Source organism: Rhodanobacter sp. UC4443_H10, assembly GCF_052978325.1.
In genome coordinates this window covers 685,287-711,531 of sequence record NZ_CM129668.1, presented here as the reverse complement: position 1 = coordinate 711,531, position 26,245 = coordinate 685,287, and the positions used below count along the sequence as shown (strand labels likewise).

22 protein-coding genes and 4 tRNA genes are annotated in these 26,245 nt (G+C 67.0%); 17 read left to right on the top strand and 9 right to left on the bottom strand.

The genetic code is table 11. The features are described from left to right. Window positions 1-53: 53 nt before the first annotated feature. The 5 genes from pnp (at window position 54) to gyrA (ending at window position 8,392) form a co-directional block, all read left to right on the top strand. Window positions 54-2,159, top strand: coding sequence for a polyribonucleotide nucleotidyltransferase (pnp, locus tag ACVCMB_RS03260; protein WP_395118580.1), 2,106 nt, complete (start codon window positions 54-56; stop codon window positions 2,157-2,159). A gap of 121 nt (window positions 2,160-2,280) precedes the next feature. Continuing rightward, on the top strand, window positions 2,281-3,312 hold the full coding sequence (locus tag ACVCMB_RS03255) for a poly(R)-hydroxyalkanoic acid synthase subunit PhaE (RefSeq protein WP_395118578.1): 1,032 nt from the start codon (window positions 2,281-2,283) through the stop codon (window positions 3,310-3,312). 11 nt (window positions 3,313-3,323) lie between these two features. Continuing rightward, window positions 3,324-4,391, top strand: a complete 1,068-nt coding sequence (locus ACVCMB_RS03250) for a class III poly(R)-hydroxyalkanoic acid synthase subunit PhaC (protein ID WP_447106135.1) — start codon at window positions 3,324-3,326, stop codon at window positions 4,389-4,391. A 64-nt stretch (window positions 4,392-4,455) separates the two neighbouring features. Further along, window positions 4,456-5,475: an S-methyl-5-thioribose-1-phosphate isomerase gene (mtnA, locus tag ACVCMB_RS03245; RefSeq protein WP_447106134.1), complete on the top strand. Its 1,020-nt coding sequence runs from the start codon at window positions 4,456-4,458 to the stop codon at window positions 5,473-5,475. A gap of 301 nt (window positions 5,476-5,776) precedes the next feature. Continuing rightward, window positions 5,777-8,392, top strand: a complete 2,616-nt coding sequence (gene gyrA / locus ACVCMB_RS03240; protein ID WP_447106133.1) for a DNA gyrase subunit A — start codon at window positions 5,777-5,779, stop codon at window positions 8,390-8,392. A gap of 73 nt (window positions 8,393-8,465) precedes the next feature. Here gyrA and hflD read toward each other — a convergent pair whose 3' ends face one another. Genes hflD through ACVCMB_RS03225 form a run of 3 tightly spaced genes read right to left on the bottom strand, consistent with a single transcriptional unit; the run spans window position 8,466 to window position 10,730 of the window. Beyond that, window positions 8,466-9,089 (bottom strand): high frequency lysogenization protein HflD, encoded by a 624-nt coding sequence (gene hflD, locus ACVCMB_RS03235; RefSeq protein WP_395121391.1) that lies wholly within the window; start codon window positions 9,087-9,089, stop codon window positions 8,466-8,468. 10 nt (window positions 9,090-9,099) lie between these two features. Next, window positions 9,100-10,248, bottom strand: coding sequence for a tRNA 2-thiouridine(34) synthase MnmA (mnmA, locus tag ACVCMB_RS03230; protein WP_447106132.1), 1,149 nt, complete (start codon window positions 10,246-10,248; stop codon window positions 9,100-9,102). Continuing rightward, entirely contained in the window at window positions 10,245-10,730 is a 486-nt protein-coding gene (locus ACVCMB_RS03225) for an NUDIX hydrolase (protein ID WP_447098857.1), read from the bottom strand. The genes mnmA and ACVCMB_RS03225 overlap by 4 nt, the downstream gene beginning before the upstream one ends. A 118-nt stretch (window positions 10,731-10,848) precedes the next feature. Between ACVCMB_RS03225 and clpS the strand changes: the two genes are divergently transcribed. Both clpS and clpA read left to right on the top strand, forming a co-directional pair. Continuing rightward, window positions 10,849-11,175 carry an ATP-dependent Clp protease adapter ClpS gene (clpS, locus tag ACVCMB_RS03220; RefSeq protein ID WP_395118566.1) on the top strand — a complete coding sequence of 109 codons (327 nt, stop codon included), beginning with the start codon at window positions 10,849-10,851 and terminating at the stop codon, window positions 11,173-11,175. A 65-nt stretch (window positions 11,176-11,240) separates the two neighbouring features. Next, on the top strand, window positions 11,241-13,511 hold the full coding sequence (gene clpA / locus ACVCMB_RS03215) for an ATP-dependent Clp protease ATP-binding subunit ClpA (RefSeq protein ID WP_447098858.1): 2,271 nt from the start codon (window positions 11,241-11,243) through the stop codon (window positions 13,509-13,511). Window positions 13,512-13,598: 87 nt separating this feature from the next. On the opposite strand, the gene infA is transcribed toward clpA, so the two are convergent. Beyond that, window positions 13,599-13,817 (bottom strand): translation initiation factor IF-1, encoded by a 219-nt coding sequence (gene infA / locus ACVCMB_RS03210; RefSeq protein ID WP_007081871.1) that lies wholly within the window; start codon window positions 13,815-13,817, stop codon window positions 13,599-13,601. A 98-nt stretch (window positions 13,818-13,915) separates the two neighbouring features. Next, on the bottom strand, window positions 13,916-14,191 hold the full coding sequence (locus tag ACVCMB_RS03205; RefSeq protein WP_395118562.1) for a polyhydroxyalkanoic acid system family protein: 276 nt from the start codon (window positions 14,189-14,191) through the stop codon (window positions 13,916-13,918). Window positions 14,192-14,271: 80 nt separating this feature from the next. Between ACVCMB_RS03205 and ACVCMB_RS03200 the strand changes: the two genes are divergently transcribed. The 10 genes from ACVCMB_RS03200 (at window position 14,272) to ACVCMB_RS03155 (ending at window position 22,553) form a co-directional block, all read left to right on the top strand. Next, window positions 14,272-15,039 carry an FHA domain-containing protein gene (locus ACVCMB_RS03200; protein WP_447106131.1) on the top strand — a complete coding sequence of 256 codons (768 nt, stop codon included), beginning with the start codon at window positions 14,272-14,274 and terminating at the stop codon, window positions 15,037-15,039. Between the two features lie 69 nt (window positions 15,040-15,108). Continuing rightward, a complete protein-coding gene (serC, locus tag ACVCMB_RS03195) occupies window positions 15,109-16,194 on the top strand; it encodes a 3-phosphoserine/phosphohydroxythreonine transaminase (protein ID WP_447106130.1) in 1,086 nt (361 codons plus the stop codon). A 66-nt stretch (window positions 16,195-16,260) separates the two neighbouring features. After that, window positions 16,261-17,349 (top strand): prephenate dehydratase, encoded by a 1,089-nt coding sequence (pheA, locus tag ACVCMB_RS03190; protein WP_395118556.1) that lies wholly within the window; start codon window positions 16,261-16,263, stop codon window positions 17,347-17,349. Then, window positions 17,346-18,656: a 3-phosphoshikimate 1-carboxyvinyltransferase gene (aroA, locus tag ACVCMB_RS03185; protein WP_447106129.1), complete on the top strand. Its 1,311-nt coding sequence runs from the start codon at window positions 17,346-17,348 to the stop codon at window positions 18,654-18,656. Before pheA ends, aroA begins: the two co-directional genes overlap by 4 nt. Window positions 18,657-18,718: 62 nt before the next feature. Next, window positions 18,719-19,498: a 3-deoxy-manno-octulosonate cytidylyltransferase gene (gene kdsB / locus ACVCMB_RS03180; RefSeq protein ID WP_447106128.1), complete on the top strand. Its 780-nt coding sequence runs from the start codon at window positions 18,719-18,721 to the stop codon at window positions 19,496-19,498. 47 nt (window positions 19,499-19,545) lie between these two features. Then, entirely contained in the window at window positions 19,546-21,387 is a 1,842-nt protein-coding gene (gene uvrC / locus ACVCMB_RS03175; protein WP_447106127.1) for an excinuclease ABC subunit UvrC, read from the top strand. Window positions 21,388-21,459: 72 nt separating this feature from the next. Then, on the top strand, window positions 21,460-22,056 hold the full coding sequence (gene pgsA, locus ACVCMB_RS03170) for a CDP-diacylglycerol--glycerol-3-phosphate 3-phosphatidyltransferase (protein WP_395118548.1): 597 nt from the start codon (window positions 21,460-21,462) through the stop codon (window positions 22,054-22,056). Between the two features lie 37 nt (window positions 22,057-22,093). Continuing rightward, window positions 22,094-22,169: transfer RNA gene (locus ACVCMB_RS03165), tRNA-Gly, on the top strand. Window positions 22,170-22,311: 142 nt separating this feature from the next. Continuing rightward, window positions 22,312-22,387 (top strand) — tRNA-Gly (locus ACVCMB_RS03160). A 92-nt stretch (window positions 22,388-22,479) separates the two neighbouring features. After that, window positions 22,480-22,553: transfer RNA gene (locus ACVCMB_RS03155), tRNA-Cys, on the top strand. A gap of 72 nt (window positions 22,554-22,625) precedes the next feature. Here ACVCMB_RS03155 and ACVCMB_RS03150 read toward each other — a convergent pair. From ACVCMB_RS03150 to ACVCMB_RS03135, 4 genes are all read right to left on the bottom strand, one after another. Then, window positions 22,626-22,712, bottom strand: a tRNA-Leu gene (locus ACVCMB_RS03150). A gap of 58 nt (window positions 22,713-22,770) precedes the next feature. Continuing rightward, window positions 22,771-24,003, bottom strand: coding sequence for a TraB/GumN family protein (locus ACVCMB_RS03145; RefSeq protein WP_395118546.1), 1,233 nt, complete (start codon window positions 24,001-24,003; stop codon window positions 22,771-22,773). 134 nt (window positions 24,004-24,137) lie between these two features. Continuing rightward, window positions 24,138-25,028, bottom strand: coding sequence for a carbon-nitrogen hydrolase (locus ACVCMB_RS03140; protein ID WP_447106126.1), 891 nt, complete (start codon window positions 25,026-25,028; stop codon window positions 24,138-24,140). Between the two features lie 121 nt (window positions 25,029-25,149). Next, complete coding sequence (locus ACVCMB_RS03135; protein WP_447106125.1) at window positions 25,150-26,184, bottom strand: agmatine deiminase family protein; 1,035 nt, start codon at window positions 26,182-26,184, stop codon at window positions 25,150-25,152. Between the last annotated feature and the right edge of the window lie 61 nt (window positions 26,185-26,245).

The window sequence follows — 26,245 nt, the reverse complement described above, 5'->3', positions numbered from 1 at the left end:
ATGCAGCGCCCGTGCGCGGGCGCCTTTCCCAATTCAGATCAGGAAACAGTCACGTGGCAAAAGTAACCAAGTCATTCCAGTACGGTAATCACGAAGTCACGCTGGAGACGGGCGAAATTGCCCGCCAGGCATCCGGTGCGGTCATGGCCAGCATGGGCGGCACCGTGGTGCTGGTCACCGCCGTGGCCGCGACGAAGCAGAAGGAAGGCCAGGATTTCTTCCCGCTCACCGTCGACTACGTCGAGAAGTTCTATTCCGCCGGCCGCATTCCCGGCGGCTTCTTCAAGCGCGAAGGCCGTCCGACCGAGAAGGAGACGCTGACCTCGCGCCTGATCGATCGCCCGGTGCGCCCGCTGTTCCCGGATGACTTCAAGAACGAAGTGCAGGTCATCGCCCAGGTCGTCTCGCTGAACCCGGAAGTGGACGGCGACATCGTGGCCCTGCTCGGCGCCTCCGCCGCGCTCAGCCTGGCCGGCATCCCGTTCAAGGGCCCGATCGGCGCCGCCCGCGTCGGTTACGCCAACGGCAAGTACCTGCTGAACCCGTCGACCACCGAGCTGAAGACCTCCCAGCTGGACCTGGTCGTCGCCGGTACCGCCGGCGCCGTGCTGATGGTGGAATCCGAAGCGCAGCTGTTGTCCGAGGACGTGATGCTCGGCGCGGTGATGTTCGGCCACCAGCAGATGCAGACCGCCATCCGCGCGATCGCCGAACTGGCCACCGAGGCCGGCAAGCCGTCATGGGACTGGCAGGCACCGGCGCGCAACGAGTCGCTGGCCGCTGCCGTCAAGGGCGCGGTCGGCGACCAGCTGGCCGCAGCGTTCCAGGTGCGCGACAAGCTCGAGCGTCGCGACGCGATCTCCGCGATCAAGGCCGATGTGCTGGCCGGGCTCAAGGCACAGGCCGAAGAAAACGGCTGGTCCACCGCCGCGATGGCCAAGGAATTCGAGGAACTCGAATACCACACCATGCGCGACAGCGTGCTGAAGACCAAGGTGCGCATCGACGGCCGCCAGCTCGACGACGTGCGTGCGATCACCGCCCGTGTCGGCGTGCTGCCGCGGACGCATGGTTCGGCGCTGTTCACCCGCGGCGAGACCCAGGCGCTGGTCGTCATCACCCTGGGCACCACGCGTGACGCGCAGATCATCGACGCTCCCGGCGGCGAGTCGAAGGACCCGTTCCTGTTCCACTACAACTTCCCGCCGTTCTCGGTGGGCGAAGCCGGTCGCTTCGGCGCGCCGAAGCGTCGCGAGATCGGTCACGGCCGTCTTGCCAAGCGTGGCGTGCAGGCGGTCAAGCCGAGCATCGAGGAGTTCCCGTACGTGGTGCGCGTGGTCTCGGAAATCACCGAGTCCAACGGTTCCTCGTCGATGGCCTCGGTGTGCGGTTCCTCGCTGGCGATGATGGATGCCGGCGTGCCGCTGAAGGCGCCGGTGGCGGGTATCGCCATGGGCCTGGTCAAGGAGGGCAACGACTTCGTCGTGCTGTCCGACATCCTGGGCGACGAGGATCACCTAGGCGACATGGACTTCAAGGTGGCCGGCAGTGCCGAAGGCATCTCCGCGCTGCAGATGGACATCAAGATCGACGGCATCACCGAGGAGATCATGAAGGTGGCGCTGGAGCAGGCCAAGCGCGGCCGCCTGCACATCCTCGGCGAAATGGGCAAGGCGCTCAGCACCGCCCGCACCGAGATGAGCGAGTTCGCCCCGCGCCTGATCACCATCAAGATCCACCCGGACAAGATCCGCGAAGTGATCGGCAAGGGCGGCGCCACCATCCGCTCGATCACCGAAGAGACCGGCACCACGATCGACATCAGCGATGACGGCACCATCATCATCGGCTCGGTCAATCGCGAGGCGGGCGAAGCGGCCAAGAAGCGCATCGAGCAGATCACTTCCGACGTCGAGCCGGGCCGCATCTACGAGGGCAAGGTCGCCAAGCTGATGGACTTCGGCGCGTTCGTGACGATCATGCCGGGCAAGGACGGTCTGGTGCACGTATCGCAGATTTCCGACGAGCGCGTCGAAAAGGTCTCCGACAAGCTCAAGGAAGGCGACATCGTCAAGGTCAAGGTGCTGGAAGTCGACAAGCAGGGCCGCATCCGCCTGTCGATGAAGGCCGTGACCGAGGAAGAGCGCGCCAGCGTCTGAACTCCGCCACGAGGCAATTCCGCAAGGCCCGGCCCATGCCGGGCCTTGCGCGTTTCAGGGCCGGTGATTTTGTGCAACCTGCTTTTGCTAGGATGGATGGACCTTGCGCGAGGATGCACCGATGGCCGATCCGGCGAATGATTTCATCAGGGATTACCAGGCGCTGGCACAGCAGTCGTGGGACGCCTGGACGCGCCAGTTCCAGCAGCCTCCCGCGGCCAATCCGTTCGCGCCGCCCCCGGCGCCTGCCGCGGGCAATGACATGCTCGAACGCACCCTGGCCGGGCTGAAGGGGTACTTCGACTGGATGCAGGCAGCGGCCAGCGGCGGCGCGGCCCAGCCGGCCACCGACTGGCGTCAGCAATTGCAGCAGATGTTCGGTGGAGCCAGTCAGCCGTTCGCGCAGGCTTTCGGCGGCATCGACACTGCCGGCGCGGAGGGCTTCGCGCGGCAATGGCAGTCCTGGCTGCAGGCGGCCCAGCGCGGTGGTTTCGGTGAGCTGTCGGGCTTGCAGGGGCCGACCCCGGCATTCGGCCTGAACCGCGAGCAGCAGATGCAGCAGCAAGCCCTGGCCACGGCCTTGCTGGAGTCGATGCGGGCATCCGCCCGCTATCAGGAACTGATCCAGCGCGCCAACGCGCAAGGCATGCAACGCCTGCAGGCGCGGTTGGCCGAACCGGGGCGCCAGGTCGATTCGCTCAAGGGGCTGTACGACTTGTGGGTGGACGCCTCCGAAGAGGCTTATGCGGGAATCGCGCTGTCCGACGAGTTCCGCGATGCCTATGGCGAGATGGTCAACACGCAGATGCGTGTGCGCCAGCTCCAGCAACAGCAGACCGAGCAGATGTGCCAGCAGCTCGGCGTGCCCACGCGCAGCGAAGTGTCCAGCCTCGGTGAACGCCTGCAGGCGCTGCGCCGCGAATTCCGTGCCAATCTGGCCGATGGGTCCGCCGACCATGCCGGGGAGATCATGGCCTTGCGCCGGGAACTCGCGGCGTTGAAGCGCCGGCTCGCCGATCGCCCGGCGGTACCCGCAGTGAAGAAGCGCGCCGCTGCCAAGCCTGCGGTCGCCGTGAAGAAGGCGCCGGCGAAAGCGGCGCGCAAGCCCACCAGCCCGTCCAAATCGGGCTCCGGCCAGCGCAAGCGCAAATAAGGAGAGCAGCCATGCAGACACCATTGCGCATCGACCCGACCCAGGCCCTGGCCGACATCGCCACCTTCCAGCGCAAACTGGCCGCCGGCATGGCCAACCTGCGCAACATGCGCGAGCCGGAATACGCCAATACCCCGCGCGAGCTGGTCTACAGCGAGGACAAGCTGAAGGTCTGGCACTTCACCGGCCACGGCAAGGCGACCTCGAAGACCCCGCTGCTGATCGTCTACGCCCTGGTCAACACGGTGTGGATGACCGACCTGCAGGCCGACCGCTCGATGGTGCGCAACCTGCTGGAGCAGGGCGAGGATGTCTACCTGATCGACTGGGGCTATCCCGACGGCGCCGACCGCTGGCTGACCCTGGACGACTACATCAACGGCTACCTCGACCGCTGCGTCGACGTGGTACGCGAACGCCATGGTCTCGATGCGATCAACCTGCTCGGCATCTGCCAGGGTGGCGCGTTCTCGCTGTGCTACACCGCGCTGCACGCGGACAAGGTGAAGAACCTGATCACCATGGTCACCCCGGTGGATTTCCACACGCCGGACAACATGCTGTCGCACTGGTGCCGCAGCATGGACGTGGACCTGTTCGTCGACACCATGGGCAACATCCCGGCCGGGCTGATGAACTACGTCTACCTCACGCTGAAGCCACTGCGGCTGAACCAGCAGAAGTACATCGGCATGGTCGACATCCTCGACAACCCGACGGAGCTGGAAAATTTCCTGCGCATGGAGCGCTGGATCTTCGACTCGCCCGACCAGGCCGGCGAGGCGTTCCGCCAGTTCATCAAGGATTTCTACCAGGGCAACAAGCTGGTCAAGGGCACGCTGGACATCGGCGGTCAGAGCGTGGATCTGGGCATGATCACCCAGCCGGTGCTGAACATCTTCGCCGAGCAGGATCACCTGGTGCCGCCGGATGCCTCGCGCGCGCTGGGCAAGCACGTGGGCACCACCGACTATACCCAGCTCGCGTTCAAGGGCGGCCACATCGGCATCTACGTGTCCGGCCGCGCCCAGCGCGAGGTGCCGCCGGCGATCCACCAGTGGTTGCGCCAGCGCGACTGAATCGCGCGCCCGCACGTGATCGCCTGTCGTGCGGAATCCACGCACGACAGGCGATAATCACCGGATGACCACATCCGCCGATACCCACGATTCCATCCGCGCCGTGCAGTGGCAAGGCGATCACCTGCGCCTGCTCGACCAGCGCCTGCTGCCGGGCGAGGAACGCTGGATCGACTGCCGCGATGCGGCCCAGGTCACCCAGGCCATCCGCGACCTGGCCGTGCGTGGCGCGCCGGCCATCGGCATTGCCGCCGCCTGGGGCGTGGCGATGGCGGCACAGCAGGGCGGTCCGCTGGAACCGGTACTGGCGCAGTTGCGCGCGGCCCGGCCCACGGCAGTGAACCTGATGTGGGCATTGGACCGGATGAAAAAACGCATCGCTGCCGGTGCCGATGCCGATGCGCTGTTGCACGAGGCGCAGCTGATCCAGGACGAGGATCTGGCTGCCAATCGCCGCATGGGCGAGCTCGGTGCAGCACTGATCGCGCCGGGCTCGGGCGTGCTGACCCATTGCAACACCGGTTCGCTGGCCACCGCCGGTTACGGTACCGCGCTCGGGGTGATCCGCGCCGGCGTCGCCGCAAACCGGATCGCGCGCGTCTATGCCGGCGAGACGCGTCCGTGGCAGCAAGGCGCGCGGCTGACCATGTGGGAACTCGTACGCGAGGGCATCCCCGCCCGGCTGATCGCCGACTCCGCCGCTGCGCACCTGATGAAGTCCGGTGCCGTGCAGTGGGTGATCGTCGGCGCCGACCGCATCGCGGCCAACGGCGATACCGCGAACAAGATCGGCACCTACCAACTGGCGATCAGCGCGAAGTACCACGGCGTCAAGTTCATGGTAGTAGCACCCTCGTCCACGGTGGACATGGCGACTGCCAACGGCGAGGAGATCGAGATCGAGCTGCGCGATCCGGCCGAACTTCTTTCCAGCGGAGGCAAGCGCGTCGTGGTGGAGGGGGCCCAGGCGTGGAATCCGGTGTTTGACGTCGCGCCTGCCGAACTGATCGATGCGATCGTCACCGAGCGAGGCGTGATCGAACGACCTGACACCCTGTCGATGCAGGCCTTGTTCGGCCATTGATTCCCCGGGTTCCGATGCGGCATTCGGCCGTCCTTGCGGCGCTCGCCGTGTTCGTCCGCTGGTTGCCGAGACGACCTCGCTGGGGGCCTGCGCGTCCGGCGCGTTGCTCAATTCTTGAGCACATTTCCGATGGCCTCGTACCGGTCTCGCGATGGCAATACAAGTCATTGATTTCAAAAGCTTAAAACCTGTCATTTTGCAGCCATCCATGCTACAATCCAGCGGTTCATTTCGGGTCGCTCGCGCACGCGCTTGAGACGCGGCGCCAGCGTCCTTTTTTTGTCTCCAGGGAAGCCAATCCATGGCAGAAACCGCCAAAGAAATCATTCGCGTCAACATCGAAGACGAGATGCGGCAGAGCTACCTCGATTACGCGATGAGCGTGATCATTGGCCGCGCGCTTCCCGATGTGCGCGATGGACTCAAGCCGGTGCATCGTCGCGTATTGTTCGCGATGAACGAACTCGGCAATGTGTGGAACAAGCCGTACAAGAAGTCGGCCCGCGTGGTCGGCGACGTCATCGGCAAATACCATCCGCACGGCGACCAGTCGGTGTATGACGCGATCGTGCGCCTGGCGCAGCCGTTCTCGCTGCGCTACATGCTGGTCGACGGCCAGGGCAACTTCGGCTCGGTCGACGGCGACAGCGCCGCCGCCATGCGTTACACCGAGGTGCGCATGTCGCGGCTCAGCCACGAGCTGCTGGCCGACATCGACAAGGAAACCGTCGACTTCGGCCCGAACTACGACGAGAGCGAGCACGAGCCGCTGGTGCTGCCCACGCGCGTGCCGAACCTGCTGGTGAACGGTTCGGCCGGCATCGCGGTCGGCATGGCCACCAACATCCCGCCGCACAACCTCAACGAGGTAATCGCGGCGACCATCGCGCTGATCGACGAGCCCGCGCTGTCGATCGACGAATTGATGCATTACATCCCGGGCCCGGACTTCCCGACCCACGGCATCATCAATGGCTCCTCCGGCATCATCGAGGCCTACCGCACCGGTCGCGGCCGCATCCTGGTGCGCGCGAAGGCGGAGATCGAAACCGAGTCGAACGGCCGCGAGACGATCATCGTCCACGAGCTGCCGTACCAGGTGAACAAGGCGCGGCTGATCGAAAAGATCGCCGAGCTGGTCAAGGAAAAGAAGCTCGAAGGCATCAGCGAGCTGCGTGACGAGTCCGACAAGGACGGCATGCGCGTCGTCATCGAGATCCGCAAGGACGCGATGGGCGACGTGGTGCTGAACAACCTGTTCCAGCAGACCCAGTTGCAGGTCACCTTCGGCATCAACATGGTGGCGCTGCTGGACGGCCAGCCGAAGCTGCTGAACCTCAAGGACATCCTCGAAGCGTTCATCCGCCACCGGCGCGAGGTGGTCACCCGCCGCACCATCTTCGAGCTGCGCAAGGCCCGCGCCCGCGCGCACATCCTCGAAGGCCTCACTGTCGCACTGGCCAACATCGACGAGATGATCGAGCTGATCAAGACTTCGGCGTCGCCGGCCGAGGCGCGCGAGCGCATGCTGGCCAGGAAATGGCAGCCGGGCGTGGTCGGCGCGCTGTTGTCGGCGGCCGGCGCCGGTGCCTCGCGACCGGAGGACATGGACCCGCGCGATGGCCTGAAGGCCGATGGCTACCAGTTGTCCGACGTGCAGGCGCAGGAAATCCTGGCGATGCGGCTGCACCGCCTTACCGGCCTGGAACAGGAAAAGCTTTCCGACGAGTACCGCCAGATCCTGGAAACCATCCGCGGCCTGATCGAGATCCTGGAGAACCCGGAGCGCCTGCTGCAGGTGATCCGCGAGGAGCTGGAAGCGATCAAGGCCGAGTTCGGCGACGCGCGTCGCACCGAGATCCAGCATTCGCAGGAGGACCTCAACGTCCTCGACCTGATCGCCCCGGAAGACATGGTGGTCACGCTGTCGCACACCGGCTATGTCAAGCGCCAGCCGGCCAGCACCTACCGCTCGCAGCGGCGCGGCGGCAAGGGTCGCTCGGCCTCGGCGCTGAAGGACGAGGACGTGGTCGAGCAGCTGTGGGTGGTCAACACGCACGACACCCTGCTCACCTTCACCAGCACCGGCCGCGTCTACTGGCTCAAGGTCTACCAGATTCCCGAGGCCGGTCCCGGCGCGCGCGGCAAGCCGATCATCAACCTGCTGCCGCTGGGCGAGGGCGAAAAGGTGCAGGCGGTGCTGCCGATCCGCGAGTATGCGGAAGATCGCTTCGTGTTCTTTGCCACCAAGCACGGCACGGTGAAGAAAACCCCGCTGACCGAATTCGCGTTCCAGCTGCAGAAGGGCAAGCTGGCGATCAAGCTGCACGACGACGACGCACTGGTCAACGTCGAGCTGACCGACGGCGACAGCGACATCCTGCTGTTCGCCTCCAACGGCAAGGTCAATCGTTTCGACGAGAACACCGTGCGCTCGATGGGCCGCACCGCCGCGGGCGTACGCGGCATGAAACTGGTCGGCGGCGCCGAGGTGGTATCGCTGATCGTGGCGGCGGAAGGCGACATCCTCACCGCCACCGCGCGGGGCTACGGCAAGCGCACCGAACTGGCCGAGTTCACCAAGAAGGGCCGTGGCACGCAGGGCGTCATCGGCATCCAGTGCTCCGAGCGCAATGGCGCGCTGGTCGGCGCGGTGCAGGTCACCGAGGCGCACGAGCTGATGCTGATCTCCGACCAGGGCACCCTGGTGCGCACGCGCGTGGCGGAAGTCTCGCAACTGGGCCGCAATACCCAGGGCGTCACCCTGATCAAGCTGCCCGCCGACGAAACGCTGGTCAGCGTGATGCGGCTGGACGCGGAAGAGGACAACGGCGACGAGGCCGTCGTCGAGTCCGGGGATGCGCCGGTCGGCGAAGCGGGTGAGGGCGCCACGGGAGACGCTTCCGCGGGCGAGTGATCCCGCTGTGGTGAAACGAACAGGCCCCGGCATGGCCGGGGCCTGTTAGCGTTCATGGCATGCCGCGCGTCGGTCAGCGGTGGTCCAGCGTGACACCGGTCAGCAGGCCGCGGGCCAGCATGCTGCATTGACGCCGGTACACCAGAAGCTGCCACTGGCGTCCGCCGACCTGGCGCCACAGCACCGCCGAACGCACCGCGGCGAGCAGGTTGGCGCGCACTTTCTCGACCACGGCCGGTTGCTGCAGCTGCTGCGGATTGCCGCTGACCATCACCCGCGGCCGCAAGGTGGACAGCGTGGAGGCATACAGCTCGGCGAGACGGCCGCTGACCTGGCTCGAATCCTGTCCGAAATGCTCGACCTGGCGCTGCGCCGCCTGGATGCCCTGCTGCAGCTTCTCCAGCAGCTCCGGGCGGCCGGCAAGGCTGCGTTCCAGCCGCATCACGGTGACCACCATGCGGGTAACCGACATGTCGCGATCGCTCTCGTCGAGCTGGGCGACCAGGTTGCGCAGGCCGAGTCGCACGCCCGAGACGCCACCGTACACGGCCACCACCGAGGGCGCGTCGATGCGGAAGATGCTGGCCACGCCCGCCTGCATGGCGATCTCGTCGCAGCGTCCGTCGTTGGCCAGTTGCTGGGCCAGCGAGCAGGCCTGAAACAATCCGGCCAGGGCGAGTACGCGTTCCTCGTTCATGCCTAGGGTTTCAAACACGGATTTGCGATTCCTTGAGTTGCGCTGTGGTGGTGAGTGTGAAGGCTGGCAGCAAGCCGCCGTAGGCGGCATCGGTTGCCATGATCACCGCGCCGCCGAGACAGACCTCGCCAGCGTAGAAAACGACCGATTGACCCGGCGTGACGGCACGCTGCGGCACATCGAACGTGACGGCAAGACCGGTCTCGCCGACGCTGACCGAGCACGCCTGGTCGGTCTGACGGTAGCGCGTGCGCGCCGTGCAGCGAAACTCGGTGCCCGGTGGCTCGCCGGCGATCCAGTGTGGTGCCTCGGTATGCAATCGCCGCGACAGCAGCCAGTGGTTCTCGCCGCCCTGGGCGACGACCAGCACGTTGGCCGCCACGTCCTTGCCCACCACGAACCAGGGCTCGCCGCTGGCGCCATGCCGGCCGCCGATACCGAGTCCGTTGCGCTGGCCCAGGGTGTAATACATCACGCCCTGGTGTTCGCCGACCCGCCGGCCGTCGGGCGTGCGCATCTCGCCCGGGCGTGCGGGAATGTACTGCGCCAGGAAGCTGCGGAAGTCGCGCTCGCCGATGAAGCAGATGCCGGTGGAATCCTTCTTCGCATGGGTCGGCAGCGCCGCCTCGCGGGCCAGTTCGCGCACGCGCGGCTTCTCGATCCCGCCCAGCGGAAACAGCGTGGCGGCCAGTTGCTGCTGGCCCAGCGCATGCAGGAAATAACTCTGGTCCTTGGCCGCGTCCGTCGCCCGCAGCAGCCGGTGGCGTCCGTCCACGCAATCGACGCGGGCGTAATGGCCGGTGGCGATCTTTTCCGCGCCGAGCATGCGAGCCTCGTCGAGGAAGGTCTTGAACTTGATCTCGCGATTGCACAGCACGTCCGGGTTGGGGGTGCGGCCGGCGCGGTATTCGGCAAGAAAGTGCTCGAACACGCCATCCCAGTACTCCGCCGCGAAATTGCGCGCGTGGAACGGGATGCCCAGGCGGCCACAGACCGCCACCGCGTCCTTGCGATCCGCGTCGCTGGTGCACGGACCGTCGCGGTCGTCCTCTTCCCAGTTCTGCATGAACAGGCCTTCGACCTCGTGGCCCTGCCGTTGCAGCAACAAGGCAGCCACCGACGAATCGACACCGCCGGAGACGCCCAGCATCACCTTCATCCGCGCGACCCTCCCGGCACCCAGCTCAGGCTGGCCAACGGCAGTCGCTGGCCGGCCAGCCAGGCGTCGATGCTGGCCAGCACCAGCGGGCTGCGCAGGCGCTCGCCGAGGCCGGCGATTTCGTCGCGAGTCATCCACAAGGCGCGGCGGATACCGGTGTCCAGCGGCCGATCGGCGTCGTGCCCGAGTGCCCGGGCGGCGAAACTGAAGCGGATCACTGCCTCGCCGTGCTCGCTGCTGCGCCATTGCTGCACGCCGATCAGGTGCTGCGGCTCGACCGTCCAGCCGGTTTCTTCCAGGGTCTCGCGCACGGCCGCGGCGGCCAGCGTTTCGCCGTCCTCCAAGTGCCCGGCCGGCTGGTTGCAGACCAGTCGGCCGGCAACCTCCTCCTCCACCATCAGGTAGCGCCCGGCCTCAGCCACCACGCACGCAACGGTGACGTGCGGGCGCCAGATCTCGGGGCGGGGCGTGGGGTCGGCCATGAAAATTCAGGGGTGGAAAAGTGTCCATTGTGCCACTACCTGCAGTAAACGCCGACGCGCCGGGCACGATTGGCGGCGGCGTATACTTCAACCGAAAGCGAATGCCTCCCACGACACCATGGCCAACGAAAACGAACACGAGCAAGACAGCGGCCGCGGCCTGGCGCTGGAAACCGCCAAGCCGGAAGTGGCACGACCGCCGCTGTTCCAGGTGCTGCTGCTGAACGACGATTTCACACCGATGGATTTCGTGGTGGAGGTGCTGCGCAATTTCTTTACCCTGGACCAGGAGCAGGCGGTGCAAATCATGTTGCACGTGCATACCCGCGGACGCGGCGTGTGCGGCGTGTTCACGCGGGAAGTGGCAGAAACCAAGGTCACCCACGTCAACGAGTATTCCCGCTCGCACCAGCATCCGTTGTTGTGCACTATGGAAAAGCTCTGAACGCCCCCATTTCGTGCCCATCGCGGCGCTGAAGGCCGCCCAACAAGCTAGCGGAGACGATCCGAATGTTCAGCAAGGATCTGGAAGTCACCATCGGCCACTGCTACAAGCAGGCCCGCGAACAGCGTCATGAGTTCATGACGGTGGAACACCTGCTGCTGGCGCTGACGGAGAACCAGTCGGCGCTCGGCGCACTGCGCGCCTGCGGCGTCGACCTGCCGCGCATGGCCGGCGAGCTGACCCGCATCATCGGCGAGACGGTGCCGGTGCTGCCGCCGGGCGACGAGCGCGACACGCAGCCCACGCTGGGCTTCCAGCGGGTGCTGCAGCGCGCCGTCTACCACGTGCAGTCGTCCGGTCGAAAGGAGGTCACCGGCGCCAACGTGCTGGTGGCCATCTTCGGCGAGAAAGACTCGCACGCGGTGTTCTTCATGCACCAGCAGGAGATCACCCGGCTCGACGTGGTCAACTACATCTCCCACGGCATCGCCAAGATCGGCGACGAGCCGGCGGCCGGCGTGTCCGGCGGCGAGCGCGAAGGCGAGGAGGGCGGCGAGCCCAAGGGCAACCCGCTGCACGAGTTCGCCAGCAACCTCAACGAACTGGCGCTGGAAGGCAAGATCGACCCGCTGATCGGGCGCGCCGACGAGATCGAGCGCACCATCCAGGTGCTCTGCCGCCGGCGCAAGAACAATCCGCTGTATGTCGGCGAGGCCGGCGTGGGCAAGACCGCGCTGGCCGAGGGCCTGGCCAAGCGCATCGTCGACGGCGAAGTGCCCGAGGTGCTGGAGAGCGCCACGATCTGGGCGCTGGATCTCGGTGCCCTGGTGGCCGGTACCAAGTACCGTGGCGATTTCGAGAAGCGCCTGAAGAGCGTGATCGCGCAGCTCAAGAAGCAGCCCGGTGCGATTCTGTTCATCGACGAGATCCACACGATCATCGGCGCCGGCTCCGCCTCGGGCGGCACCATGGATGCCTCGAACCTGATCAAGCCGATGCTGGCCTCGGGCGAACTGCGCTGCATCGGTTCGACCACGTTCCAGGAATACCGCGGCGTGTTCGAGAAGGACCGTGCGCTGGCCCGCCGCTTCCAGAAGATCGACGTGGTCGAACCGACCGTGGCCGACAGCGTGGAGATCCTCAAGGGCCTGCGTTCGCGCTTCGAGGAACACCACCATGTCGCCTACACCAACGACGCGCTGAAGGCGGCCGTCGACCTGTCGGTGAAGCACATCCCCGACCGGCTGCTGCCGGACAAGGCGATCGACGTGATCGACGAGGCCGGCGCACGCCAGCGACTGCTGCCGGAAGACAAGCGCACCGGTACCGTGGACGTCAGCGAAGTGGAGTACATCGTGGCCAAGATGGCGCGGATTCCGGAGAAGCAGGTCTCCGCCTCCGATCGCGACGTGCTGCGCAACCTCGAGCGCAACCTCAAGATGGTGGTGTTCGGCCAGGACCCGGCGATCGAGGCGCTGGCCGCGTCGATCAAGATGGCCCGCTCGGGCCTGGCCGACCCGTCCAAGCCGATCGGCTGCTTCCTGCTGGCCGGCCCCACCGGCGTGGGCAAGACCGAGGTGACCAAGCAGCTGGCGATGCAGCTCGGCATCGAGATGATCCGTTTCGACATGTCCGAGTACATGGAAGGGCATTCGGTGTCGCGGCTGGTCGGTGCGCCTCCGGGCTACGTCGGTTTCGACCAGGGCGGCCTGCTGACCGAGGCGGTGACCAAGCACCCGCACGCGGTGCTGCTGCTGGACGAGATCGAGAAGGCGCATCCGGACGTGTTCAACATCCTGCTGCAGGTGATGGACCGCGGCGTGCTGACCGACACCAACGGCCGCGAGGCGAACTTCAAGAACGTGGTGGTGGTGATGACCACCAACGCGGGCGCGGCGATCGCGGCGCGGCGCAGCATGGGCTTCGTCGAGCAGAAGCACGAATCGGACGCGATGGAAGTGATCCGCCGCATCTTCACGCCGGAGTTCCGCAACCGGCTGGACGCGATCATCCAGTTCGCCGCGCTCGACTTCGAGCACATCCTGCGCGTGGTCGACAAGTTCCTGATCGAGCTGGAAAGCCAGCTGACCGAGAAGCGGGTGAGCCTGGACGTGGATGCCGACGCCCGCCGCTGGCTGGCCGAGCACGGCTTCGACCCGCAGATGGGCGCACGGCCGATGGCGCGGGTGATCCAGGAGAAGGTGAAGCGCGCGCTGGCCGACGAGCTGCTGTTCGGCAAGCTGGTCGACGGCGGCGTGGTCAAGCTGAGCGTGGCCGACGGCGAACTGAAGGTGGAGTGCAAGGCCGTCACCAAGCTCCCGGCCATCGTTGAGTAACGGCCCGCTGAGGGCTGGCTCCACAACGCAAAAGCGGCGCCATGCGCCGCTTTTGTCATATCGGTACGTCGATCCCGTCGGGGCCGCCTACTTCATGCGGTAGGTGATGCGTCCTTTGCTCAGGTCGTACGGGGTCATCTCGATCTTGACCTTGTCGCCCGTGAGGATACGGATGTAGTGCTTGCGCATGCGCCCGGAGATGTGCGCGATCACCACGTGACCGTTCTCCAGCTGCACGCGGAACATGGTGTTGGGCAGGGTCTCCTGGACCGTGCCTTCCATTTCGATGACGTCGTCTTTGGCCATATGTCCCGGGCTTCACGCGCAGCCGAGATGGCTGCGTAAGCCGTCGATTATGCCACGAATGGCGGCGTGGTTAAAGAATCATCAAGGCCGTCGCAAGTTCAGGCAAACAGCTCCTCCAGCTTGCGCCGGATCTCCTGTTCGATCATGCCGGTCAGCGGCGTCAGCATCATGCCCAGCCTCGCCTGCACGTCGATTGCCTCGCGCTCCACGGCAATGGAACCGGTGACACCGGGGCGCGAGAAACCCAGGGTGTCGCCTTGCCAGTCGCCGGCCAGGCCGAACTTCTCGTGCATGCGCGCGGCCACCTGTTCGACGCGGGCGCGGGCCTCGGCGATCGACAACTGGTGGGCGCGGCGAATATGGATGCTCGGCATGGCATGCTTCCGGCAAAGCGGCCATCTTACTGCGATGCAGGCGCATGGTAGAGTCTCGCGATTGATCGACCTGGCACGCCATGCGCATCGAATTTCCCAATGCCGCTCGCGAGGATTTCCGCTGGACGCAGGCGCGACTATGCATCGGCAGCGACGCCGCCAATGACCTGGTGCTGGCCGCCGGCCAGGCGGCCGCGCGGCACGTTCGCATCGAGCAGGATCGTCGCGGCTGGGTGCTCCAGGTGCTGCCCTCGGCCGACCGCATCTACGTCAACGCCAGGCCCGTGCGCGAGCGTGCGCTGGTGCGTCCGGGCGACGTCGTCAGCATCGGCGATTGCCGCATGTTGCTGCGCGACGACGACGATCCCGCGCTGCGTGAGCCGCGTCAGGTCCCGGCGCACGAACGCTGCATCGTGGCGCTGCGCGCGGTCGCCGGACCGCTGTCCGGGCGGCTGCTGCCAGTGCAGGATGGGCTCGAGTTCGGTCCCGCCGGCCGTTGCCTGCCGGGCCTGTCGGCGGGCGAGGCGGTGGGCTTGCGCATCGGCTGGCAGGAGGGCCGGCTGATGCTGGAGTCGACCCTGCCCTCGGCGCGGCATCCGTTGCGGGTGAACGGCGTCGCGACGCAATGCGTGGCGCTGCAGGACGGCGACCAGATTGGCGTGGCGATGCACCGCTTCGTACTCGAGGCTCCCGGCATGGAACCCGAACCGGAACCGGTCGAATCCGCGCCGCGGGCGGCGCCCTTGCCCGAGGCAGCGGCCGGGCCTTCCGGCGAGGTGTGGTGGCTGATCGCCACGGCTGCCGCGCTGGCGCTGGCCATCGCCTTGGTGCTGCTGGTGCGCTTCTGAGCACTGGTTGACGAAAGCATGTTGCGCCGCGGCATAATGCGGAACAACCTCGACGCCGCAGGAAACCCCGTGAGCAGAGTCTGGAATTTCAGTGCCGGTCCCGCCGCGCTGCCGCTGGCCGTGCTCGAACGCGCCCGCGACGAGCTGACCGACTGGCAGGGCAGCGGCGCTTCGGTGATGGAGCAGTCCCATCGCGGCAAGCGCTTCATCGCCATGGCCGCGCAGGCCGAAGCGGACTTGCGCGCGCTGGTGGGTATCCCTGCTGACCATGCCGTGCTGTTTCTGCAGGGCGGCGCGACGCAGCAGTTCGCCCAGATCCCCATGAACCTGGCGGGCGAGGGCGAAAGCGCCGACTACATCGACAGCGGCCACTGGAGTACCAAGGCGATCAGCGAGGCAGCGCCGTACGTGCGGGTCAACGTGGCCGCCAGCGCGAAGGCCGCCGGCTATCGGCAGCTGCCGCCGCGCGAAAGCTGGCAGCTCGATCCGCGCGCCGCCTATGTGCACTACACGCCGAACGAAACCATCCACGGCGTGGAGTTCCCCGACGTGCCCGAGACAGGCGAGGTGCCATTGGTCGCGGACATGTCCTCCAACATCCTGTCCGCGCCACTGGACGTGCGCCGATTCGGCCTGGTCTATGCCGGCGCGCAGAAGAACATCGGCCCGTCCGGACTGGTGCTGATGATCATCCGTCGCGACCTGCTCCAACGAGCGGGCCGGCCGATGGCGCGGATCTTCCGCTATGCCGACCATGCCGCGGCCGACTCGATGTTGAACACCCCGAACACCTGGGGCTGGTATCTTGCCGGGCTCACTTTCCAGTGGCTGCTGGCGCAGGGTGGGCTGGCCGCGATGGGTGCAGCCAACCGCGCCAAGGCCGACTTGCTGTACACGAGCATCGACGGCTCCGGCGGCTACTACCGCAACCCGGTGGAGCCGGCCGCGCGTTCGCGCATGAACGTGCCATTCACCCTGCATGACAGTGCGCTGGATGCGCCATTCCTGCAGGAGTCCGAGGCCGCCGGGCTGCTTGCGCTGAAGGGGCACAAGGCAGTGGGCGGGATGCGCGCATCGCTGTACAACGCCGTGCCGCTGGAGGCGGTCGAGGCGCTGGTCGCTTTCATGCGCGACTTCGCCACGCGCCATGGTTGAACATCATTCGCGGAGCATGGGATGCTCGCGTGCAAATGGACTTCTTTCCATCCAGACGGCCAAGGCATGAACGACCCCAAGACTCCGCTTAGCGAGATGCGCGAGCGCATCGACAGCATCGACCGGCAGATCCAGCAGCTCATCTCCGAGCGCGCCAACCATGCCCGCACGGTGGCGAAGGTGAAGGGCGAGGGGCTTTCGGCGATCGACTACTACCGCCCCGAGCGCGAGGCGCACGTGCTGCGCATGGTGGTGGACCGCAACCAGGGGCCGCTGTCCGATGCCGAGATGGTGCGCCTGTTCCGCGAGATCATGTCCTCCTGCCTGGCGCAGGAAGACCCGTTGAAGATCGGCTTCCTCGGCCCGGAGGGCACCTTCAGCGAACAGGCCGTGCGCAAGCATTTCGGCCATGCCGCCTACGGCCTGCCGCTGGGCAGCATCGAGGAAGTGTTCCAGGAGGTCGCCGCCGGGCACGCCGATTTCGGCGTAGTGCCGGTGGAGAACTCGGGGCAGGGCATGATCCAGGTGACGCTGGACATGTTCCTCACTTCCGAGGCCACCATCTGCGGCGAGATCGAGCTGCGCGTGCACCAGTGCCTGCACTCGCGCAGCGGCAGGCTGGAAGACGTGCATCGCATCTACGCACATGCTCAGTCGCTGCAGCAGTGCAAAACCTGGTTGCGGATCAACCTGCCCGACGTCGAGTGCATCGCGGTGTCGAGCAATGCCGAGGCGGCTCGGCTGGCGTTGCATGCCGATGACGTCGCGGCGATCGCCGGCGAAAGCGCAGGCAAGGTCTATCGGCTGAAGACGGTGGCGCAGGGCATTGAGGACCGCGCCGACAACACCACGCGCTTCCTGGTGATCGGCCGCACGCTGTTCCCGCCTTCGGGCAACGACCGCACCTCGCTGCTGGTCACGGTCAACGACAAGCCGGGCGCACTGTACGACGTGCTCAGCCCGTTCGCGAAGCATGGCATCAGCCTGAACCGGATCGAGTCGCGCCCGGCGCACACTGGCAAGTGGCAGTACGCATTCTTCATCGATGTGTCCGGCCACATTGACGACGATGCGCTGCAGGCCGCCGTGCGCGACATCGGCGAGTCGGCCGCGTCGATCCGCGTGCTCGGCTCCTACCCGGTGGCCTTGCCTTGAGCGCACGGCTGGACTGGCTCAGCGGCGCAGGTGGCCCCTTGCACGGCAGCGTCGCCGTGCCGGGCGACAAGTCGATCTCGCATCGGGCGCTGATGCTGGCGGCCATCGCCGAGGGGCGTTCGCATATTCGCGGCTTTCTCGAGGGTGAGGACACGCGCGCCACGGCCGCGGTACTGGCCCAGCTCGGCGTGCGCATCGAAATCCCGACGGAGGGTGAACGCGTCATTCACGGCGTCGGCCTGCACGGCCTGCATGCCGCCACGCAGCCGCTGGACTGCGGCAATGCCGGTACCGGCATGCGTCTGCTCGCTGGCTTGCTCGCGGGGCAGGCGTTCGACAGCGTGCTGGTGGGCGATGCTTCGCTGTCGAAGCGACCGATGCGCCGGGTGACCGACCCGCTGACACGGATGGGTGCGCGCATCGACAGCCAGGACGGCCTGCCGCCCCTGCGGCTTCACGGCGGCAACACCCTGCGCGGCATCCGCTACGAGTTGCCGGTGGCCAGCGCCCAGGTGAAGTCCGCCCTGCTGCTGGCCGGCCTGTATGCGCAAGGCACGAGCGAGATTCTCGAACCGCACCCGACCCGCGACTACACCGAACGCATGCTGGCCGCGTTCGGGTGGCCGATCGAGTTCACGCCGGGTCGTGTCCGGCTCGACGGTGGCCACGCCTTGCGTGCGGTCGACGTCGAGGTGCCGGCGGACTTCTCGTCGGCGGCATTCTTCCTGGTTGCCGCCAGCATCGTGCCGGGTTCGCAGCTGCGCCTGCCGGGGATAGGCCTCAATCCACGCCGCACCGGCTTGCTGCAGGCACTGCGCCTGATGGGCGCAGACATCGTGGTGGAGCAGGAACGCGAGGCCGGCGGAGAGCCGGTGGGCGATCTGGTGGTCCGCCATGCGCCGTTGCATGGCATCGAGTTGCCCGTCGCGCTGGTGCCGGACATGATCGACGAACTCCCCATCCTGTTCATCGCTGCTGCCGCGGCGTCGGGACGCACGGTGGTCCGCGGCGCGGCCGAGTTGCGGGTGAAGGAATCCGACCGCATCGCCACCATGGCGACGGGCATGCGCGCGCTGGATGTGGCGATCGAGGAGACCCCGGATGGCGCGGTCATCGACGGCGGCCCGATCGGCGCCGGCACGGTGGAAAGCCTCACCGACCATCGCATCGCGATGAGCTTTGCGGTGGCCGGCTTGCGCGCGACCGGGCCGGTGCGGATCAACGACTGCCGCCACGTGGCCACCTCGTTCCCGGGCTTTCGCGCGCTGGCCAATGGCTGCGGGTTCGCCCTGCGCGAGATGTGCTGAACCCGTCGCGACACTCGTTGTATCGTGGGCGCGCGCATTGGCGCGCACCCCGGAACTGACCCATGCCGCTCGCCTCATCTCCGTTCATCGTGGCCATCCCGGCCCGGCATGGCTCGACCCGGCTGCCGGGCAAGCCCCTGCGTGACATCGGCGGGGTGCCGATGGTCGTGCGCGTGGCGCAGCGCGCACTGCAAGCCGGCGCCAGCTGCGTGGTGGTGGCGGTGGACGACGAGCGCATCGCCGAGGCGCTGGCCGGCCAGCGCGAGGTGCAGATCTGCATGACCCGCCGCGACCACGCCTCCGGCAGCGACCGGCTGGCCGAGTGCGCGGAGCAGCTTGGCTGGGCCGACGACAGCATCGTGGTCAACCTGCAAGGCGACGAACCGTTCGCGCCGGCCGCCGGCATCCGCGCCGTCGCCCAGGCGCTGGCCGGTGACGATGCGCCGATGGCCACACTGGCCACGCCGATCATCGACGCCAAGGAGCTGTTCGACCCGAACGTCGTGAAACTGGTGCGCACCGGCAACGGGCGCGCGCTGTATTTCAGCCGTGCGCCGATGCCGTGGGCGCGCGATGCGTTCGCGACGGATCGGCACACGCTGCCGTCCGGCACGCCGTTCCTGCGCCACATCGGCATCTATGCCTATCGGGCCGGGTTCCTGCGTCGCTACACGCAGTTGCCGCGCACCCCGCTGGAACAGACCGAATCGCTGGAGCAGTTGCGCGTGCTCGAACACGGCCACGCGATCGCCGTGCGGCTGACGCCCGAGCCGTTTCCCCCGGGCATCGACACCGAGGCGGATCTGGAACGCGCCGAGCTGTGGTTGCGCTCGCACCGGTGAGGCTCCATATCGGGAACGTCGCCATCCGCTGCCGCTAGAATCCCTCCATGCAGTCCCCGCAACCGCCCCCCTTCGACGGCAAGGCCTTCGTCCGTACGCTCGCCACTTCGCCGGGCGTCTACCGCCACTTCGACGCGGCCGGCGAGTTGCTCTACGTGGGCAAGGCCGGCAACCTGAAGAAGCGCGTCGGCAGCTATTTCCTGAAGCCGCCGACAGAGGCGCGCATCGCCGCGATGGTGGCGCAGATCGCCCGCGTCGAGATCACGGTGACGCGTACCGAGGGCGAGGCGCTGCTGCTGGAATCGCAGCTGATCAAGTCGCTCAAGCCGCGCTACAACATCCTGCTGCGCGACGACAAGAGCTATCCCTACATCTACCTCTCCAGCGGCGAGGACTATCCGCGGCTGGCCTTCCACCGCGGCGCAAAGAACCTGCCGGGTCGCTATTTCGGGCCGTACCCCAGCGCCCATGCGGTGCGCGAAAGCCTCAACCTGATGCAGAAGCTGTTCAAGGTGCGCCAGTGCGAGGACAGCTACTTCCGCAACCGCACGCGCCCGTGCCTGCTGTACCAGATCGGCCGCTGCAGTGCGCCGTGCGTGGGACTGATCAGCGTCGAGGATTATCGCGAGGACGTACGCCATGCCGAGATGTTCCTGGAGGGGCGCAGCAACGCGGTGATCGACGAACTGGCCACGGCGATGGAGCAGGCCAGCCAGTCGCTTCAGTTCGAGCGTGCCGCGAAACTGCGCGACCAGGTCGCCGCGCTGCGCCAGCTGCAGGCGCAGCACCACGTGCGCGGGGCAAGCGCCGACATGGACGTGCTCGCCTGTCGCATCGAGGCCGGCATGGCCTGCGTCAGCGTGCTGTTCTTCCGCAACGGCATCAGCCTGGGGACGCGGGATTTCTTCCCGCGGCTGCCGCTGGACGCCACGCCGGCGGACGTGCTGGCGCAATTCATCGCGCAGTACTACCTGGACCGGCCGGTGCCGCGCGAGCTGATCCCGGGCATGGCGCTGCCCGACCAGGCCCTCCTCGCCGAGGTGCTGGGCCAGCACGCCGGTCATGTGGTGGAACTGAAGTCCAGCGTGCGCGGGGATCGTGCGCAGTTCCTGCAGATGGCCGAGCGCAATGCCCAGGCTTCGCTTACCGCGCGGCTGGCCAGCCGGCAGACGCTGGGCACGCGTTTCGACGATCTGCAGAAGGTGCTGGGGCTGGACAGCATGCCGCGCCGGATCGAATGTTTCGACATCAGCCACACCATGGGCGAGCTCACGGTAGCGTCGTGCGTGGTATTCGGCCCGGAAGGCCCCGAGAAATCGCACTACCGCCGCTTCAACATCGCCGGCATCACGCCCGGTGACGATTACGCGGCCATGCACCAGGCGTTGACCCGACGCTTCCGCAAGGTGGCCGAAGGCGAGGGCGTGCGTCCCGACGTGCTGCTGATCGATGGCGGCAGCGGCCAGGTGGCACAGGCGCTGGAGGTGTTGTGCGACCTGGGTGTCGACGGCATCGAGGTGGTCGGCGTGGCCAAGGGGCCGGGCCGCCGCGCCGGCGAGGAAACCCTGGTGCTGGCGCGACATGAGGCGGGCAGCGTGGGCCGCGAGCTGCATCCCGGCTCGTCCTCGCCGGCGCTGCACCTGGTCGCGGCGGTGCGCGACGAGGCGCATCGCTTTGCCATCAGCGGCCATCGCAAGCGGCGCGAGAAAGCGCGCGAGCGCAGCGTGCTGGAGGACATCCCGGGCATCGGGGCGCGGCGGAGGTCGTTGCTGCTGAAGGCCTTCGGCGGCATGCAGGGCGTGGAGGCAGCCGGCGTCGAGGAGTTGATGCAGGTGAAGGGCATCGACCGAAACCTGGCCGAGAAAATCTATGCCAGCCTGCATGGCTGAATGCCGGCAGGTACCATCACGTGGCAGCGGCATGCCGGCGTGCGAAACTGCAACAAATCCTCAGGACGAACCATGCGCATCAATTTGCCGACCTGGCTGACCCTTTTCCGCGTGGCATTGCTGCCGGTGATGGTCGTGGTGTTCTACTTGCCGTTCCGTGGCCACAACATCACGGCCGCCATCGTGTTCATCCTGGCCGCCATCACCGACTGGCTGGACGGCTATCTCGCCCGGCGGATGAAGCTCACCTCGGCATTCGGCGCCTTTCTCGACCCGGTGGCGGACAAGTTGATGGTGGCGGTGACGTTGTTCCTGCTGGTGCAGTCGCATCCGAGCAGCGGCTGGTCCGGCATCCTGATGGCGGTGACCGCGGCGGTCATCGTCGGGCGCGAGATCAGCGTGTCGGCGCTGCGCGAATGGATGGCCAAGATCGGCATGAGCGCCACCGTGAAAGTCGCCATGATCGGCAAGCTGAAGACCGTGATGCAGATGGTGGCGCTGGTGGTGCTCATCGTGCAGCACGAGAAGGAAGCCACGGCGCTGCGGCTGTATCACATCGGCGAAGGACTGCTGGTGATCGCCGGCATCCTGACCATCTGGTCCGGGCTGTACTACCTGCGCGCAGCCTGGCCGATGCTGCGCGACGACGCCTCGGGCAAACCGACTTGACGACACCGTTTCACGTATTAGAATGCGCGGCTCCGATGCGGGAATAGCTCAGTTGGTAGAGCACGACCTTGCCAAGGTCGGGGTCGCGAGTTCGAGTCTCGTTTCCCGCTCCAGATTTCGCCCATGGCGACGCAAGGCCCTGACTCGTTCAGGGCCTTGTCGTTTCCGGCCATCAGCCACGGCGCAGGGACGCACGCGGGAGGGCCGGGCGCTATTCACAAGCGATCTGGTTCTGCTATCATTTGCGGCTCCGATGCGGGAATAGCTCAGTTGGTAGAGCACGACCTTGCCAAGGTCGGGGTCGCGAGTTCGAGTCTCGTTTCCCGCTCCAGGATTTGCACGGAACCCCGGATCGCCGGGGTTTTGTTTTCCGGGGAATATGCGATCATCTCCGTGTCACGATGATCGCGTGCATCAAGCAACGGCCTGGTGGCAGAGTGGTCATGCAGCGGACTGCAAATCCGCGTACGCCGGTTCGATTCCGACCTAGGCCTCCATTGCATCGCGGCTGTCACGGCAGCCCGACAAAAAGCCCGCCATCGGCGGGCTTTTTGCTGTCTGGCGGTGGCTGGTGCCCGGGGCGGGGGTCGAACCCGCATGGCCTTGCGGCCGAGGGATTTTAAGTCCCTTGCGTATACCAGTTTCGCCACCCGGGCCGGAGTGTGCTCGCCGCGAAGGGCGCCGCGCGCAGCGGCGCGAATGCTAGCACGCGGGTCAGAACAGGCTCTTGACGATGTGGAAGCCGGCACTGTACTCGCCGATAAGCGTGCCCACGCTGACCAGGATGAAGTTGAGCAGGGTGCGCGCCACGCGGTTTTTCCACCAGCCGGTCCAGTGCACGATGTCTTCGCGCAGGCTGTCGAAATCCGCCACGCGTGGACGACGCACCCAGGCTTCGGCCATCGCGCTGATGCCGCCGGCGGGGATGCCGGGGCGGAACGGCTTGATCGGGGCGGCGACGAAAGCGGCGGCGACGCTCAATGGATGACTGCCGGCCGCCACCGCGCCCAGGGCAGCGAAGCCGCCGGTGAACAGTATCCACGCCATCAGCGCCTGCGTGCCCAGCGCCGCATTGCGGTGGAATGCCCAGGCGATGGCGGCGAACACCAGCAGCACCAGGCCGGCGGCGACCCATTTCGGCCAGCGTGCCTTGGGCGGGGTCTGCGCCAGTTCGGCAACGGTACGCGCCGGGTCTTCGTGCTGCTCGCGCAGCAGCGTGCACAGGCCCTTGAGATGGCCGGCGCCGATCACCACCAGCACGCGCCGGGGCTCGTCCGACGGCGTGTGCGCGGCTTCCTCGCGCAGTCGCGCCGCCATGTAGGCATCGCGTTCGCCGATCAGGCTTTCATACAGCGGCTTCGAGCCGCTGGCGAACTCGCTGAAGGCGCTTTCCAGCAGGTCGCTCTGCTTGAGCTTTTCCACTTCGTCTTCGGCGATGTCGTTGCGCTCGAAGATGCTGGCGGCGAGCCCGCCGAGCAGGCCGAATCGTTGCCAGAAACCCACGCTGCGCCAGGCGCGCTTCAGCGTGGTGCCGACTTCGCGGTCGATCAGCCACAGCGGCACGTCGTGCGCCTCGGCGCCGTCCATCGCTGCCTTCATCTCGGCGCCGGGCTGGATGCCCGACTGCTCGGCAAGGCGCTTCTGGAAGGTAGACAGCACCAGGCTGGCGACGACCATGCCGGCCTTGCCTTGGCGGATCACCTGGAACAGGTCCATCTGCTTGAACGCTTCCGGATCGCGCATGCCCTGCGCGCGGCTTTCGCACAGTTCCACCGCCACCGCGTCGAAATGCTCGCTGGCCAGCAGCGCCTCGACTGCTTCCTTGCTGCTGCGCGAGACGTGGGCGGTGCCCAGCACCACGTACTCGACGCCATCGCGCTGCACGCGCTCCAGCGGCTGTCCTTCGAGGGCTGCCGGCGGGGCGACTGCGGTTTCGGGAACACTCATGCGGACGGCACGCCAGTCAACGGGGAGAGAAGCCATGAATGGGGGTGACGCCCCTGTGGCACAAGCCAAAACTTGAAACTGCGGCCATGGCTGGCCGCTTTTTGATCTTCGCGATCAAGGATGATCGCAAAGGCTCAGTCACGGAAGCGCTTCAGCAGGTCGGCGTAGGCGTCGATGCGGCGGTCACGCAGGAACGGCCAGATCCGGCGCACGTTCTCGCTGCGGCCCAGGTCGATGTCGGCCAGCAGCAGCTCGCGGGCATCGGTGCCGGCGCGGGCGAGGAACTCGCCTTGCGGGCCGGCGACGAAGCTCGAACCCCAGAACTGGATGCCCGAGGCGGCATCGGCAGGATCGCTCTCGAAACCGGTGCGGTTGCAGGCGAGCAGGGGCAGGCCGTTGGCCACCGCGTGGCCGCGCTGCACGGTGATCCAGGCGTCGCGCTGGCGGTCCTTCTCGACTTGTTCGTCGGACGGGTCCCAGCCGATCGCGGTGGGATAGAGCAGCAGCTCGGCGCCGGCCAGCGCCATCAGGCGCGCCGCCTCCGGATACCACTGGTCCCAGCACACCAGCACGCCCAGGCGGCCGACCGAGGTATCGATCGGCTCGAAACCCAGGTCGCCGGGCGTGAAGTAGAATTTCTCGTAGAAGCCCGGATCGTCCGGAATGTGCATCTTGCGGTAGACGCCGGCGATCGCCGCCGAGCGGTCGAAGACGACGGCGGTGTTGTGATACAGCCCGGCGGCGCGGCGCTCGAACAGCGAGGCGACCACCACCAGCTTCAGTTCCGCAGCCATCTTGCCGATGCGCTCGGTGCCGGGGCCGGGGATGCTCTCGGCCTGGTCGAACACCTCGACCGATTCGCGCTGGCAGAAGTAGGGGCCGTTGTGCAGCTCCTGCAGCAGCACCAGTTCGGCGCCGGCAGCGGCGGCTTCGCGCAGGCCGGTCTCGATCGCATCCAGGTTGGCGTCGCGGCTGCCGCGGTCGGTTTCCTGCAGCAGCGCGACCTTGAGGGTCTTGCGGGTCATGATGGTTCCTGCCGCCTGTGGCGTGACACGCTAGTGTAGCGAAGCGCGTCGTGGCGGTTGTGCGTGGGGCGGCAACGGCCGGCCTGCGCCGCGCTTTGCCCGCCTGGGTCGAGGCAGCCGCTCAGATCATCCCGGCCGGCAGTTGCATGGTGATGCAGTGCAGGCTGCCGTTCTGCCATATCAGCGGGCGGCAGGGCACCTGCACTACCTCGCGGCCCGGATGCGCGGTGCCGATGATGCGCGCGGCCTGGTCGTCGGCAGGGTCGTCGTAGGCGGGCACCAGCACGGCACCGTTGACGATCAGGTAGTTCGCGTAGGACGCGGCGAGCCGGCGACCCTCGTCGAGGATGGGCTTGGCCCACGGCAGCGGATGCAGCTGGTACGGGCGGCCGTCCGTGGTGCGCAGGGCGGCCAGTTCATCGGCCATGCGTTGCAGCTCGTCATGGTGCGGGTCGGCGGGATCGTTGCAGGCCTGGAACACGATGCGATCCCCGGGCGCGAAACGGGCCAGCGTGTCGATGTGCGCGTCGGTGTCGTCGCCTTCGAGGTAGCCGTAGTCGAGCCACAGCACGCGGTCGGCGTGCAGGCTGTCACGCAGGATCGCGCTCATCTCCTCGCGCGACTGTTCGGGATGCCGTTGCACCAGGCAGCGCCAGGTGGTGAGGATGCTGCCGGCGCCGTCGCTCTCGATGCCGCCGCCTTCCAGCGCCCAGTCGATGCGCTTGTGCGCGGCATGGCCGAATACGCCGGCGTCGACGAGGCCGGCGACCAGTGCGTCGTCCTGTTCGGCGCCGAACTTGCCGCCCCAGCCGGTGAAGCGGAAATCAGTGAGCTGGAAGCCGGTGTCGCCACGCTTCAGCGTGATCGGGCCGGAGTCGCGCAGCCAGGTGTCGTCGTAGGGCAGCTCGACGAAGCGGACCTTCGCGGGGTCCACGCCGGCGCCATGCAGTTGCGACTGCACGTGCCCGCGCAGCGCGGCGTCCGCGACCACGGCAATCAGCGACTGGAACCGCGTGATCGCGGCGGCCAGCGCCACGTAGGTGGATTCCACCGTGTCCAGCCGTTCGGCCCAGTCCGTGCCGGCATGCGGCCACGCGATCAGTACCGCGGCCTGCGGTTCCCATTCTGCCGGCAGGCGCAGGGTGGAGTCGGTCATGGCGGGGTTCTCGTGCGGATGGGCCGCCTATTGTAAAGCGCAGGCAAACGCAGACGCGGCC

What these genes read in the sequence shown, in the direction of transcription:
- kdsB (WP_447106128.1), top strand. Translation starts at nt 18,719, where the DNA reads ATGCCGCTCGCCTCATCTCCGTTCATCGTGGCCATCCCGGCCCGGCAT.
- ACVCMB_RS03145 (WP_395118546.1), bottom strand. Translation starts at nt 24,003, where the DNA reads ATGAGTGTTCCCGAAACCGCAGTCGCCCCGCCGGCAGCCCTCGAAGGA.
- pgsA (WP_395118548.1), top strand. Translation starts at nt 21,460, where the DNA reads ATGCGCATCAATTTGCCGACCTGGCTGACCCTTTTCCGCGTGGCATTG.
- ACVCMB_RS03255 (WP_395118578.1), top strand. Translation starts at nt 2,281, where the DNA reads ATGGCCGATCCGGCGAATGATTTCATCAGGGATTACCAGGCGCTGGCA.
- infA (WP_007081871.1), bottom strand. Translation starts at nt 13,817, where the DNA reads ATGGCCAAAGACGACGTCATCGAAATGGAAGGCACGGTCCAGGAGACC.
- uvrC (WP_447106127.1), top strand. Translation starts at nt 19,546, where the DNA reads ATGCAGTCCCCGCAACCGCCCCCCTTCGACGGCAAGGCCTTCGTCCGT.
- gyrA (WP_447106133.1), top strand. Translation starts at nt 5,777, where the DNA reads ATGGCAGAAACCGCCAAAGAAATCATTCGCGTCAACATCGAAGACGAG.
- ACVCMB_RS03140 (WP_447106126.1), bottom strand. Translation starts at nt 25,028, where the DNA reads ATGACCCGCAAGACCCTCAAGGTCGCGCTGCTGCAGGAAACCGACCGC.
- clpS (WP_395118566.1), top strand. Translation starts at nt 10,849, where the DNA reads ATGGCCAACGAAAACGAACACGAGCAAGACAGCGGCCGCGGCCTGGCG.
- clpA (WP_447098858.1), top strand. Translation starts at nt 11,241, where the DNA reads ATGTTCAGCAAGGATCTGGAAGTCACCATCGGCCACTGCTACAAGCAG.
- ACVCMB_RS03205 (WP_395118562.1), bottom strand. Translation starts at nt 14,191, where the DNA reads ATGCCGAGCATCCATATTCGCCGCGCCCACCAGTTGTCGATCGCCGAG.
- mnmA (WP_447106132.1), bottom strand. Translation starts at nt 10,248, where the DNA reads ATGAAGGTGATGCTGGGCGTCTCCGGCGGTGTCGATTCGTCGGTGGCT.
- ACVCMB_RS03200 (WP_447106131.1), top strand. Translation starts at nt 14,272, where the DNA reads ATGCGCATCGAATTTCCCAATGCCGCTCGCGAGGATTTCCGCTGGACG.
- ACVCMB_RS03250 (WP_447106135.1), top strand. Translation starts at nt 3,324, where the DNA reads ATGCAGACACCATTGCGCATCGACCCGACCCAGGCCCTGGCCGACATC.
- pheA (WP_395118556.1), top strand. Translation starts at nt 16,261, where the DNA reads ATGAACGACCCCAAGACTCCGCTTAGCGAGATGCGCGAGCGCATCGAC.
- hflD (WP_395121391.1), bottom strand. Translation starts at nt 9,089, where the DNA reads ATGAACGAGGAACGCGTACTCGCCCTGGCCGGATTGTTTCAGGCCTGC.
- mtnA (WP_447106134.1), top strand. Translation starts at nt 4,456, where the DNA reads ATGACCACATCCGCCGATACCCACGATTCCATCCGCGCCGTGCAGTGG.
- ACVCMB_RS03135 (WP_447106125.1), bottom strand. Translation starts at nt 26,184, where the DNA reads ATGACCGACTCCACCCTGCGCCTGCCGGCAGAATGGGAACCGCAGGCC.
- ACVCMB_RS03225 (WP_447098857.1), bottom strand. Translation starts at nt 10,730, where the DNA reads ATGGCCGACCCCACGCCCCGCCCCGAGATCTGGCGCCCGCACGTCACC.